This window comes from Agarivorans gilvus (genome assembly GCF_001420915.1).
GTDB lineage: Bacteria > Pseudomonadota > Gammaproteobacteria > Enterobacterales > Celerinatantimonadaceae > Agarivorans > Agarivorans gilvus.
Genome location: NZ_CP013021.1, coordinates 3,248,383 through 3,261,313, shown reverse-complemented (window position 1 = coordinate 3,261,313; position 12,931 = coordinate 3,248,383). Strand labels below are relative to the sequence as shown.

General features: G+C 47.3%; 13 protein-coding genes. 8 read left to right on the top strand and 5 right to left on the bottom strand.

Going from position 1 to position 12,931, the window contains the following annotated elements; all coding sequences use genetic code 11:
• The first annotated feature begins 39 nt into the window (after positions 1 to 39).
• The 6 genes from purD (at position 40) to AR383_RS15395 (ending at position 7,211) form a co-directional block, all read left to right on the top strand.
• Positions 40 to 1,329: a phosphoribosylamine--glycine ligase gene (gene purD / locus AR383_RS15420; RefSeq protein ID WP_055733936.1), complete on the top strand. Its 1,290-nt coding sequence runs from the start codon at positions 40 to 42 to the stop codon at positions 1,327 to 1,329.
• A 148-nt stretch (positions 1,330 to 1,477) separates the two neighbouring features.
• Positions 1,478 to 2,074, top strand: coding sequence for a YitT family protein (locus AR383_RS15415; RefSeq protein ID WP_055733935.1), 597 nt, complete (start codon positions 1,478 to 1,480; stop codon positions 2,072 to 2,074).
• Between the two features lie 3 nt (positions 2,075 to 2,077).
• On the top strand, positions 2,078 to 3,289 hold the full coding sequence (locus AR383_RS15410) for a methyltransferase (protein ID WP_055733934.1): 1,212 nt from the start codon (positions 2,078 to 2,080) through the stop codon (positions 3,287 to 3,289).
• A gap of 64 nt (positions 3,290 to 3,353) precedes the next feature.
• Positions 3,354 to 4,826: a succinylglutamate desuccinylase/aspartoacylase family protein gene (locus AR383_RS15405; protein WP_055733933.1), complete on the top strand. Its 1,473-nt coding sequence runs from the start codon at positions 3,354 to 3,356 to the stop codon at positions 4,824 to 4,826.
• Positions 4,819 to 5,406: a DNA-3-methyladenine glycosylase I gene (locus tag AR383_RS15400; RefSeq protein WP_055733932.1), complete on the top strand. Its 588-nt coding sequence runs from the start codon at positions 4,819 to 4,821 to the stop codon at positions 5,404 to 5,406. The genes AR383_RS15405 and AR383_RS15400 overlap by 8 nt, the downstream gene beginning before the upstream one ends.
• Before the next feature lie 854 nt (positions 5,407 to 6,260).
• Positions 6,261 to 7,211, top strand: coding sequence for an NADPH:quinone reductase (locus AR383_RS15395; RefSeq protein WP_055733931.1), 951 nt, complete (start codon positions 6,261 to 6,263; stop codon positions 7,209 to 7,211).
• A gap of 66 nt (positions 7,212 to 7,277) precedes the next feature.
• Here the strand turns inward: AR383_RS15395 and AR383_RS15390 are convergent, their stop codons facing one another.
• The gene (locus AR383_RS15390; protein ID WP_055733930.1) at positions 7,278 to 8,345 is read right to left on the bottom strand and encodes a TRAP transporter substrate-binding protein; all 1,068 of its coding nucleotides are present in this window, start codon (positions 8,343 to 8,345) and stop codon (positions 7,278 to 7,280) included.
• Between the two features lie 319 nt (positions 8,346 to 8,664).
• Between AR383_RS15390 and AR383_RS15385 the strand changes: the two genes are divergently transcribed.
• Together AR383_RS15385 and leuA are read left to right on the top strand one after the other, a co-directional pair.
• The gene (locus AR383_RS15385; protein ID WP_055733929.1) at positions 8,665 to 9,204 is read left to right on the top strand and encodes a YfaZ family outer membrane protein; all 540 of its coding nucleotides are present in this window, start codon (positions 8,665 to 8,667) and stop codon (positions 9,202 to 9,204) included.
• A 339-nt stretch (positions 9,205 to 9,543) separates the two neighbouring features.
• A complete protein-coding gene (gene leuA / locus AR383_RS15380; RefSeq protein WP_055733928.1) occupies positions 9,544 to 11,223 on the top strand; it encodes a 2-isopropylmalate synthase in 1,680 nt (559 codons plus the stop codon).
• Between the two features lie 37 nt (positions 11,224 to 11,260).
• On the opposite strand, the gene AR383_RS15375 is transcribed toward leuA, so the two are convergent.
• The 4 genes from AR383_RS15375 to hupA all read right to left on the bottom strand — a co-directional run bounded on the left by AR383_RS15375 (position 11,261) and on the right by hupA (position 12,929).
• Complete coding sequence (locus tag AR383_RS15375; protein WP_055733927.1) at positions 11,261 to 11,740, bottom strand: FKBP-type peptidyl-prolyl cis-trans isomerase; 480 nt, start codon at positions 11,738 to 11,740, stop codon at positions 11,261 to 11,263.
• A 99-nt stretch (positions 11,741 to 11,839) separates the two neighbouring features.
• Positions 11,840 to 12,025: a hypothetical protein gene (locus tag AR383_RS15370; protein ID WP_055733926.1), complete on the bottom strand. Its 186-nt coding sequence runs from the start codon at positions 12,023 to 12,025 to the stop codon at positions 11,840 to 11,842.
• A gap of 126 nt (positions 12,026 to 12,151) precedes the next feature.
• On the bottom strand, positions 12,152 to 12,505 hold the full coding sequence (locus AR383_RS15365) for a sirohydrochlorin chelatase (protein ID WP_055733925.1): 354 nt from the start codon (positions 12,503 to 12,505) through the stop codon (positions 12,152 to 12,154).
• A gap of 151 nt (positions 12,506 to 12,656) precedes the next feature.
• Positions 12,657 to 12,929, bottom strand: a complete 273-nt coding sequence (gene hupA / locus AR383_RS15360) for a nucleoid-associated protein HU-alpha (RefSeq protein ID WP_055733924.1) — start codon at positions 12,927 to 12,929, stop codon at positions 12,657 to 12,659.
• Positions 12,930 to 12,931: the final 2 nt, after the last annotated feature.

The window sequence follows — 12,931 nt, the reverse complement described above, 5'->3', positions numbered from 1 at the left end:
TACGCCAAGCCCGGTTTACTCAGTATTGGATAGACAAACATGAACGTTCTTGTGATTGGCGGCGGCGGCCGCGAACATGCCCTAGCATGGAAGGCAGCCCAATCGCCTTTAGTTGATAAAGTATTTGTTGCACCAGGCAACGCCGGTTCAGCGCTAGAGCCAAAGTTAGAAAACGTGGCGATTGCCGTTGAAGACATTGCGGCATTGCTCGAGTTTGCCCAACAGAACCAAGTAGAATTAACCATTGTTGGCCCAGAAGCGCCCTTAGTGATCGGTGTGGTGGATGCCTTCAGAGCCGCTGGTTTGAAAATTTTTGGCCCCACCGAAAAGGCCGCCCAACTGGAAGGCTCTAAGTCCTTCACTAAAGACTTCTTGGCGCGCCACGACATTCCTACCGGTTACTACCAAACCTTTACCGAAGTTGAGCCAGCGATTGCCTATGTGAAGCAGCAAGGCGCACCGATTGTGGTAAAAGCCGATGGTTTAGCTGCTGGTAAAGGCGTAATTGTTGCCATGACCGAAGCCGAAGCAATTGCCGCCATCGAAGATATGTTGGCCGACAACGTGTTTGGCGAAGCCGGTTCGCGGGTGGTGATTGAAGAGTTTCTCGACGGCGAAGAAGCCAGCTTCATCGTGATGGTAGATGGTGAGCATGTACTTGCCATGGCCACCAGCCAAGACCACAAACGCGTCGGCGACGGTGATACCGGCCTCAATACCGGTGGCATGGGCGCTTACTCACCTGCGCCAGTGGTGACCCCAGAAATTCACCAGCGAATCATGGATGAAGTGATCATGCCTACCGTTAAAGGCATGGCCGCAGAAGACAACGAGTACACTGGTTTCTTGTACGCCGGTTTGATGATTATGGCCGACGGTTCGCCGAAGATCATCGAATACAACTGCCGCTTTGGCGACCCAGAAACCCAGCCGATTATGATGCGCATGCAATCAGACATCGTGGACTTATGTCTCGCAGCGGTTGACCGTAAGTTAGACACTAAAACCGCAGAGTTTGATCCTCGTGCCGCGATGGGTGTAGTGCTAGCCGCTGCGGGTTACCCAGGCTCTTACCCTAAAGGTGACGTGATCAGCCTACCCAGCTTGAGTGAAGAAAGCGACAGTGCCAAGGTATTCCATGCCGGCACGGCTGAAAAAGACGGTGCCATCGTGACCAACGGTGGTCGAGTACTGTGTGCTACTGCCTTAGGCAATAGCGTTACCGAAGCCCAAGCCAATGCTTACGCCTTGGTAGAAAAAGTGTCTTGGCAAGGTATGTTCTACCGCAAAGATATTGGTTACCGCGCGATTGCTCGTGAAAACGACTAAACTCAAAGCTTAAATACCCCAAACATAACACCACTAACATTTACTAAGTTAGTGGTTTTTTTTGTTTTAAACCTTATACATAGTTGTTTATCTCAAACTTATAAAAACAATGCTATCATTCACTGTCTATTAGCAACTGAAGAGCATCATGGAAAAGCACAACTGGTTAGAGGACATCCTCGCCTTAATTATTGGCAGCATAATGGTGTCATTAGGGCTGTTCTTTTTTAAAGACACCCAGTTACTCACCGGGGGCACCGCTGGCCTCGCCTTATTAAGCAACCAATTTATTGCGCTGTCTTTTGGCCAGATATTCTTGTTAATCAATCTGCCGTTTTTCATACTCGGCTTCGCCAAGATGGGCGCAGGTTTTACCTTACGCACCGTTGCCTGCGTAGCGCTAGTATCGCTAATGACCGACTACTTGCATTTAGTGATTAGCCTCAGCGAATTAAATCGCGCCTATGCAGCTTTATCGGGAGGCTTTTTAATCGGCACTGGTATGCTTATTTTGATCCGCCACAAGGGCAGTTTAGGTGGCGTAAACATTCTGGCTCTTTACTTACAGCAAACCTTTAATATTCGCGCGGGTCATGTACAAATGGCCCTAGATGTATTAATTGTGGCCACTTCTTACTTCTTAGTGCCCTTAAGCATATTGCTATGGTCCATCGTTGGCGCCATCGCCCTGAACATTGTGATAGCCTTAAATCACAAGAGTGGCCGCTATCAAGGTTTGTCGTAATCGATGTTAAATAGTCATAGCGTGAGTTTTAGTTACCAATTTAAGCGCCTTGATCAGCTGCTACATCGCTACCAAGATTACTGGCAGTTCAGCCCCTTTGAGCAACAAGCGCGCCCTTGGCAAAATCCGGCACTGGACGCTTATCTCGAGCAGCTGGAACCTAAACAACAGCAGACACCAGCGCAAACTAAGCAAGCCGATGAAGGCTTAATTGCGTTCTTTCCAGAGCTGGCCGAAGCGCTTGAGTCGCTTGCCTTAGCCAGCAGCAAGGCTGATAAACTGGCCACACCATTTTGGCTAAACACCGGAATAAAAGGGCGTAAAGCCGAACAAATACAGGCTTTTAGTGAGCTGCTGCAAGGCGAACAACTGCCTATACTGGAGTGGTGCGCCGGCAAAGGCCACCTCGGTCGCTTGCTCAGTTTCCACCACCAACTTAAGGTTGATAGCTTAGAGTGGCAAGCCAGTTTGTGTGAGGCCGGACAACACACCAGCGATAAGCTCAAGCTAAGGCAACAATTTCATCACTGTGACGTGCTGAGCCCACAGGCACAAGACTTTATTAAGCCACAACAGCATGTGGTAGCGCTGCACGCTTGCGGTGAGTTACACCTACAATTGCTACGCTTAGCAGGCCAACAACAACCGCAGCAGCTTAGCCTGTGCCCCTGCTGCTATCACCTAATAACAGCTCCACACTATCAGCCCCTATCAAGTGAAGCTCGAGCAAGCGATTTACGCTTAAGTAAAGCGGATTTACGCCTCGCGGTAGCGCAGTCGGTCACATCCGGACAGCGGGTGCAAACCCTTCGCCAACGCGAACTCCACTGGCGCCTTAGTTATCAATGTTTGCGTGAACAAATCACCGGCCAAGCGCATTATCAAGCCCTGCCTTCGCTGGCCAAACATTGGTTTAGCCAGCAGGCAACATTTGTCGATTTCGCCCGCTGGGCGGCGCAGCAACATGGGTTGCACTTACCACAACAGCTAGATGAACCCGCGCTATTAGCGCTGGGTCAAGCTCGTCATCAGCAAGTACAACGCTTAGAACTGGTGCAGCAGCTGTTTCGTCCGCTACTGGAGCGTTGGCTGCTGTTGGATCGCTGCCTGTATTTACAACAACTTGGTTACAAGGTTGAACTTATCGAACTGTTTCCCTTTACCATCAGTCCACGTAATAGCTTAATACAGGCCCAACTTGAGCCTCAAACTTAAGCCATTACTTGCTACACTTGCGATTATGTTTAATCCTATTTTCGCTCGATTTACTGGAGCCCTTATGCCACGTCAGCTATTGTTGCTACTCTTGGGTTTAAGCCTAAGTACTTATGCCACCGAGCAAGAAGAACAATATGAAGAAGTCTTAAACCCCAGCCTACACCAACAGCAAAATGCGAAACAAGCCAAAGAACCTACGGCCAGTCAAACTGGTAACCCGGCCGCAGAAATCATCGATGGAGACACCGGCTTACCGGACCCACTAGATAGTATTGAAACCGTCGTTGCCGGAGCCGCCGAAACGAGTGAAATTGCCCCCGAGATTGCTGCCGACAGCGAAGCCGAAGCCGCTTGGGGAGCCCTTTCCTTACTCAATACCGAGCTCAGCCCCAATAGCACCGCCACCTTAGATTGGTACTCTGGTCACCTTCCTGGAGGCTTTGAATTAGCCACCCCTGTAGTGGTGGTTCACGGTAAAGAGCCAGGGCCACGGGTTTGCCTTACCGCCGCCATCCATGGTGATGAGGTGAATGGCGTAGAAATAGCCCGCCGCGTGGTACAAAACCTCAAAGCGGAAGACTTAAAAGGCACTATTATTTCGATACCGGTGGTGAATATTGACGGTCTATGGCGTAAAGATCGCTATATGTCGGATAGACGCGACCTTAACCGCGCCTTTCCCGGTGATGCCAACGGCTCAACTGCCTCACGAGTCGCTCATAGCCTATTCACCAGCATCATTCGTCACTGCGATAGCGTAATAGATTTGCATTCCGGCTCGATGTTTCGCGAAAATATTAGTCAGCTACGCGCCGACCTCACCCTGCCAGCAGTCGCGGAGTTAGCCAGCCATTTCGGTGCTATTCCGGTATTGCAAAGCATCGCTCCTCCCGGAAGTCTGCGCGGCGCGGCTACCGCAGCCGGCATTCCCACAGTAGTGATGGAAGTGGGCGGCCCCTTCACCGTGGATGTTAGCCTAGTGGAAACCGGGGTAAAAGCCCTGCGCAGTTACCTAAGCGCCATCGACATGCTACCGCGCTCGTTCTTTTGGTCCTCTCCGCAACCGGTATTTTATGCCTCGGAATGGCTGCGCTCACGCCAAGGGGGTATTTTGATTAACAAAGTGACCCTGGGACAACGAGTTAACCAAGGCCAATTACTAGGTGAGATCAGCAACCCGATTACCGACGAAGTGGAAATGCTCTACTCCCCCTTCGATGCGGTAGTGCTAGGCCGTGCCCAAGACCAATTTGTCAGTGCTGGTTATGCCGTATTCAACCTTGGTGAACGTCGCAGCATTGAAGATTTGGAACAGCAAGGTGAGATTATCAAGCAGCAGGTGGTAGAAAAAAATGCTGAGCATATGGGGCTAAGTAAAGATAACGCAAAACACAGTGAAACCAACATCTCCAGCCCAGCAGAGCAACCCGCGCCGCCAGCCAGTAGCGAAGAACCACCAGCCGAAAGCTCCGCTACTACCTTAGGCGAACAGACCACACCAAAACCACTCCCTCAAGGAAATGAACATGAGTAATAGTGTGCAGCGCTGCCCTTGGTGCGGCCAAGATCAAGCCTATCAACATTATCACGACACGGTATGGGGGCGGCCGGTTTACGACTCTAAAGAGCTGTTCGCTAAACTTTGCCTCGATGGCCAGCAAGCGGGTTTGTCTTGGCTCACCATATTACGCAAGCAAGCTAACTACTATCAGGCTTTTGCCCAATTTGAGCCAGAGCAACTGGCCTTGTTTAGTGAACAAGATTGTGAAGCTTTGATGACTAATCCGGGAATTATTCGTAACCGATTAAAAATTAAATCCATAGTGAACAATGCCAAAGCCTATCTGCAGCTAGAATCACAAGGTGTGGCCTTTAATGACTACCTATGGAGTTTTGTGGGAGGCAAAACCATCATCAATCGCTTTGAGCAGAATGAGCAAGTACCCAGTGAAAGCGTAGAATCTAGGGCGATGTCCAAGGCCTTAAAAAAAGTCGGGTTTAGCTTTGTTGGCCCCACCATTTGTTATGCTTTCATGCAGGCGGTAGGCATGGTCAACGATCATTTAAGCGACTGTCATGCTTATCAGCCATGTCTTGAGTTAGCGCGTAAATAATTTATTCGAAGCGAGTATGCGGGCAGATAAAGTTAGGCTCTAAGCCTTTAGCGACTGATAGTGTTATTGGGATATTGTTTTGCGGCGGCTGAGGCCAGCTAAGGAGATAATGCTTCCTCTAAGAATTGAGGAGGCCGGTTCGCCTGATCGGCGATAACATAAATGCTACTATATAAGTGACTGTTTACTATTAACTAGCGGCTTAATTCAGCGATGCGTTGTTCTTCCGTTTTTTGTTTGCTTACTTGGCCAAGTGCAACCCAACCTAATAATTCTAACATATTCATCATGATTCTCTCTTTGTTAAAGTGTTTATTAACGGCTACGTTGTTGAAGTTCTTTTAACTTTTGAGCTTCAGTTTTGCTGCTTGAGAAATAAGCAACTAGACCCATTAGTTCATACATAGTGATATCCTCTACTTTAAGACGTAAATTAACGGCTACGTTCAGCTAAAGATTTTTCGTTGCTTACTTTGTTGGCACGTAATGCGTAGTACAATCCAAATAATTCCATAATATTTCACCTTTTGTTTTAAGTTCATTTTGAAAGAAAATAACACTTGCCAGCGGCTTTTTGTTATTAACTTTCTCTTACGCTTTAAATTTTATGCGACACGACGCACATTTAGTATTATGAAATTTGATTATATCATTGCTAAATTTAACTTTTGGTAATTTTATTACCTAACGGAAGGATTGAAAACATTTTCAAACTCTAGTGCTCGCCAGTTAAACTCGATTGCAGCCATCACGAACTATGGAAAATGATCACAAGATAGCAATAGCGAGCTTTTTCATGCAGTGTTTTCGCTTATGCTAAGACAAGCTAAAGCAACTAATTTGGAGAAAGGATAATGAAAGCCGTTCAAGCACAGTTCCATGGCGACCAACTAGTAGTCAATGAGATTGCTAAGCTGCAAGCAGGCCCTGAGCAAATACTAATTGAGGTGGCCGCAGCTGGCGTCAACCCGGTAGACACCTACATTGTGGCTGGCACAAATAACTACACGGCACAGTTCCCTCACACTCCGGGAAAAGATGCTGCTGGCACGATTGTGCAATTAGGTGAACGAGTGAGCGGCTTTGAATTGGGCCAACGAGTTTATTGCAGCGGCACACTGAGCGGTGCCAGCGCCGAATACTGCTTAGCTAAACCAGAACAAGTATTTCCCCTGGCTGACTCACTCAGCTTTGAACAAGGAGCCTGTTTAGGTACGCCCTATGCCACCGCCTGGCGCGCGCTATTTATAAGAGCCCATGCTCAAGCTGGCGAAACCGTGTTGGTACACGGCGCTAGCGGCGGGGTTGGCTTAGCGGCGATTCAGTTTGCCAAAGCTGCTGGCTGCACTGTATTTGCCAGCGCCGGCAGCGAACAGGGTTTAGCGCTAATCAAACAACAAGGAGCCGATGTGGTGGTTAACCACCATGAACCGGAGCATTACCAACAGCTGCAACAAGCCGGAAAAATAGACGTTGTTTTAGAGATGCTGGCCAACCTAAATTTGGCTGAAGACTTACCGCTACTCAATAAAGACGGCCGCGTGGTGGTAATCGGTAGCCGTGGCAACGTAGAAATTAATCCGCGAGACTTAATGGCTCGGGATGCCTGCATCATGGGCATGGCCTTGGCCAATGCCAGTTCACAACAGCTACAGCAAATCCATCGCGCCATTTATGCGGGAGCGGAAGCAGGCTTCGTTAATCCGGTGATAGCCAAACGTTTTTCACTGGAGCAAACCGGCCAAGCCCATCAAGCAGTAATGCAAGCCGGCGCCACCGGCAATGTAGTCATAAACATCGCTTAGCCAAATAAACCCGAACGTAAAAAGCGGCTACAACCGCTTTTTTATCTCTATAGGATTGTGCCGGCGCTAAAGATCTTTAGTGCTCTGTAAATAGCCATAATCAGAAATTAAGGTGTAAGCTCGCGCCTTCTTAGCAAAAGCCTGCTGAGATTCGATGATTTCTTTGGCTAAGGGATCTTGCTCGGCATACTCTGCTAACAACTCATCATTGGCCTGTTTCAAAGCTATTAACACTTCTTTAGGAAAGCTTCTGACTTTAATATCTGGGTACTCTTGCAGCATGGTTTCCCAGTTGTTGGTACTCATTGCAGTGGCTTCAACATAGATATCAAAGGCAGTTAAACGCATCGCAGTTTGCAATATGCTTTGCAAATCCTCTGGCAAACCTTCAAACACCTTTTTATTTATTAAGAACATGTTTTCTGAACTGGGCTCATGCCAACCGGTGTAGTAATAAGGGGCAATTTTGTGAAAGCCCATACGCAAATCCAACGACGGGCCTACCCACTCCAAGGCATCAATGGTATTGCGCTCTAGTGCCGTATACAACTCGGCGGGAGGAATATTCACTGGAGTGGCACCTAACTTGGCTAACACTTCACCGGCAAAGCCAGGAATGCGCATTTTTAGATTATGTAAATCTGTTACGCTATTAATCTCGTGGCGAAACCATCCCCCCATTTGTACACCGGTATTACCACCCGGAAAGGTTAATAAGCCATGCGGTTGATATACCTTGGCCATTAATTCCTTACCACCGCCATAACGATACCAAGCATGTTGCTCCATAGCCGTCATACCAAAGGGCATGGTGGTAAAGAACATGGTATTGGGCACCTTGCCCTTGTAATAGTAGGAAGCTGAATGGCCCATGTCGTATTGACCGCTTTTTACTAAATCAAAAATACCTAAAGGGGCTTTATGTTTGTTGGCAGAGTCGACTTTTATTTTCAAGCGCCCATCAGACATTTGCTCAGCCATTTCGGCAAAACGTTGCACTCCTGAGTCTAACAATGGAAAGTTTGTTGGCCACGATTCCGCCAATTTTAAGCGATAAACCTTGCCTTCTGCCTGAACATTTAACGATAAGCTAGTACTGATCATCAGCACTGCTGCAAGCCATCCTTTGGTCATTTTTCTTCCTTTCTATTCTATCTGTCTGTTTGCTATATAGTTTTGTAGGGAATAAAAGCCGCGCGTTTATTAACATTACATTAACAGAGCAGATGAACCAAGCATAGTCGCGAATAGTCGTAGATCGGAACCGCCATAAGCAGAGCACTCCTGTCGGCTGTGATTAGGGGGTAAACACACCATCCCGTCCACAGGGTCAGGCCCAGCAGCCTTGCTATATAACTATTTGATTTGCAACACAGTCAATATTCAGATAAAAACTACGCACACTCACCATAACCTTACCAAATCCCACAAAAACAGGGAATAGCGATACAATATGTTGAAAAATAACTTTCTAGCCAGTTTAATCATTGCGGGGAGCTGTAGCAGCGCTTACGCCAGTTCATTACATGTAGATTTGAATGACGACGTCGTGGAAGTCGGCTTTAAAACAGCCATTACGGCTGGCGCGGAATTTTCAGCCAACTACCTGTATTCTCGCCCAGAAGGTGATTTAGCCGACATTGGTATTAAAGCCAGCCATCGCCAAGACATACACAGTTTTTCGATTGGCGCCAAATTCAGTAAGTTGTGGGCCAATCATCGCGATAATCCCCACTCTTTTGCCATCGGCGGTGATTACAGCATTGATTTAGCCAACAAACTCACGCTTTCTGCTAGCGGCTATTACGCGCCTTCAGTATTAACCAGCTCGCAACTGAGTCGCTACTATGATGTAGACGCGAAATTGGGCTACGCCATGATGCCGCAAGCCACTGTACATATCGGTTACCGTGTCATTCAATTCCGCTATAAAGAACAAGCCAACCTCGACTTCACCAAAGGTTTGTACATTGGCGCGGCATTTAATTTTTAAGTTTTACGGCCCTGCTTGGCAGGGCCAATAAGTCGAACGGCAACGCTGTTAGCCGCACCCCTAATGCACTCACCTCTAATTCGGAATTAATTAATCATTAATTGCTACAATTGATAAATAATTGAACCTTTATTGCTTAATATAAATAAATAACAACACAATTAGCAAGCACTCACCTCGTCGATTTTCTTATACTGTATTTCTGTTAACTCAATGAAGAACTGACCATGCTATACACGCTACGACTAAGCGGCAGTCAGCGCATTAATCAGGCAAGCGCTGACTGCTAATTCACTGTTGCCTGCGTTTTCATTTTTCAATGCGCCACAAGGAACTCTCATGTCACAGTTTAATCATCAAAAATACCAAGCTTTTCCCCCCGTCACCTTGCACCAGCGACAATGGCCAGATCGAGTAATTAGCCAAGCACCACAATGGTGTAGCGTAGACTTACGTGATGGAAACCAGGCACTTATTGAGCCCATGTCGGTGGAGCAAAAGCAGCGCCTATTTGCCTTATTAATAAAATTGGGCTTTAAACAAATTGAAGTGGGCTTTCCCGCGGCCTCGAGTACCGACTATGATTTTGTACGTTGGTTAATAGACAATCAGCAAATCCCCGACGACGTATCAATTCAAGTGTTAACGCAGGCTCGCCCGGCCTTGATCGCTCGCACTTTTGAAGCCCTAAAAGGAGCCAAGAATGCCATTGTGCATTTATACAACTCCACCTCCAAAGTACAGCGCGACAAGGTATTTAAGCTAGATAAAGCCGGCATCATCGATATTGCCGTGCAAGGGGCGAAAGAGCTACAAAAACACGCCGATCAGTATCCGCAAACTAACTGGCAATTTCAGTATTCTCCGGAAAGTTTTACCGGCACCGAACTCGACTTCGCGGTGGAAATCTGTAATGCAGTAATTGCCGAATGGCGACCTAAGGCTCAGCAAAAAATCATTTTGAATTTGCCGGCTACGGTTGAGATGTCGACTCCCAATGTTTATGCCGACCAAATAGAATGGTTTATTCAACATATTCAGCACCGTGAAGACATCATCGTGAGCCAACATACTCACAACGATCGTGGTTGTGGCATTGCCGCTGCCGAACTAGGGCAATTGGCTGGCGCCGACCGCGTTGAAGGCACACTATTGGGCAATGGCGAGCGTACCGGCAATATGGACATCGTGACCATGGCAATGAACTTATATAGCCAAGGCATCGATCCACAGCTAGACCTAGCAGATATTGATGAGATTGTGCAGGTAGTAAAAGACTGTACTCAGCTTCCCGTGCATCCACGTCACCCCTATGTTGGCGAATTGGTGTTTACCGCCTTCTCTGGCAGCCATCAGGATGCCATCAAAAAATGTTTGGATGCTCAGCAAAACGACGCCTATTGGGATGTGGCCTACTTACCGATAGACCCAGCCGATCTTGGTCGTGACTATCAAGAGGTGATTCGTATTAATAGCCAATCCGGTAAAGGAGGCATCGCCTATATTCTCGATAAGGATTATGGCATTCAGTTACCTCGCTGGGCGCTAATTGAGTTTAGTGCGGTAGTGCAAAAAGATGCCGAGCAAAGCGGTGAAGAAATTAGTCCGCAAAAAATTTGGCAACTATTTAATCAGCACTACTTAGTGCAAGCGCAAGCCTATCAGTTGGCGAATTATCAGGTGAGCTATCAGCAGCAAGACCAATTACAAGTCGAGCTGCAGCGAGAACAGCAGGTCATGCAGATCCAAGCCTCAGGGAATGGCGCTTTAGCCGCCTTTGCCAACGGCTTAGCCGAGCGCTTTGAGGTGGATATAGAAGTGCTAGATTACAATGAGCACGCGTTAAGCAAGGGAGCGGAAGCCGAGGCAGTGTGTTATATACAGGCGAAAATTGCAGGTAAGCGCTACCTAGGGGTGGCCATTGATAAAGATATTCTAACTGCCAGTCTTAAAGCTTTATTGTGCGCTCTAAATCAGCAGATCTTGTTACACGCTGATGCGCCCGCGCAACCGGCCTAAAATGAAGGGCCAGTGTGCAATACACTGGCCCTAGTCCTTAGTGTTGGTGGCCTCCGGCACCGTGAGCGTGGCCATGAGCAATTTCTTCCTCAGTCGCGGCACGAACCTCAACGATTTTTAAATCGAAATCAAGGTGCTTACCCGCGTAAGGGTGATTGGTATCAATGGTAGCCATGAACTTACCCACTTTCAAAATGGTCACTTGGCGAGGGCCTTGTTCGGTTTGCACTAGCGCTACCATACCAGGCTTCCAAGTTTTAGCGCCCTGTAAGTGCTTCACCGAAATGCGTTCTTGCGCCTCTTCTCTGCGTACACCATAAGCTTGCTCTGGGGCTAGGCTAAGCTTTACTTCATCTCCGGCTTGCTTACCTTCTAAACCTTCTTCAATCGCCGGAATCATCGCCTTATGGCCATGTAAGTAGGCGACGGCTTGGCCATCGGTACTCTCTAATAGCTCACCATCGGTTTCATGTAGGGTGTACTCAAAGCGTACTACGCTATTTTTTTCAACTTGCATGCTGCGTTCTCATGATCAAAAGATGGCGACACTACAACAAATTAACGCCCGCTTGCCAAGTATTAATAGCACTCGCAAACCCCCAAATTAACAGGCCCCTTATTCAAGGTAGGAATGACAATCTATCACGCTAATAGAATACTCGGACTGATTATGTTGTTGGCCATTGGACAACTTGTTAAGTAAGTTTACTTGGCCTGCCAGTTTAACTAAGGAATTACGACGATTACGCCGCCGACGAGTCGACAATAAAACCGAAGCATTGTTAAGCGAGTGGCTATTCATTGATCCTCCATGAACTCGATGTTACTGCATATCATTCAGCAAACTTTCAGGATAGACCACTCAGCAAAAGACAGCCCTTCGACCAAAGTCGTATTTACTTAACTTTGCTCAAAGGCCTTAAGCCACTTATAGAGACTGGCAAATAAACTCACTTAAACCACTAAAGCCGCCAAGATGAGGCAAGAGTTTAATCTCAAGCCCAGAATGTTGTTGCTTTGCCTCTTCAATAATACGCGGCAAATCATTCACCACATGGGTACCTGCAGCTAAAAAATGCGGATAGATAACGATGTTATTAATGCCCTGCTGGTAACACTGAGTAATTTTTTGACTAATGCTTGGCTCTACCAGCTCTAAAAAGGCCGCTTCAACCGCTTGAAACTGCGGCAATGATGTCGCCATCTGCGCGGCAAGTTCAATGACTTCCTGATTAGACTGAGCACGACGGCTGCCGTGAGCCACTACCAATAACGCTTGCATAGACTTCCTTAAGGCAAAAAAGAAATTCATGATACGAGTTCAAACAGCAACAGAAAAGCCGTTTTATAAAACTTAAGAGCGGGAGAATAGAACTTGGAGCGGAAGGAGTGAAACAATTAGCCCTTGCCGAAACAAGGGCTAATTAAAGAAACTATTTAACAGCGTCTTTTAGTGCTTTACCAGCAACAAATGCAGGTACGTTAGCAGCAGCAATTTGGATCTCAGCACCAGTTTGTGGGTTACGGCCAGTGCGAGCTGCACGATGATTAACTTTGAATGTACCAAAGCCGATTAGCTGAACTTGATCGCCTTCTTTAAGCGCGTCAGTTACTGCACCTAAAGTTGATTCCAATGCTAGTTTTGCTTGTGCTTTTGATAGGTCAGCTTTTTCAGCAATAGCATCAATTAGTTCAGTTTTGTTCATAA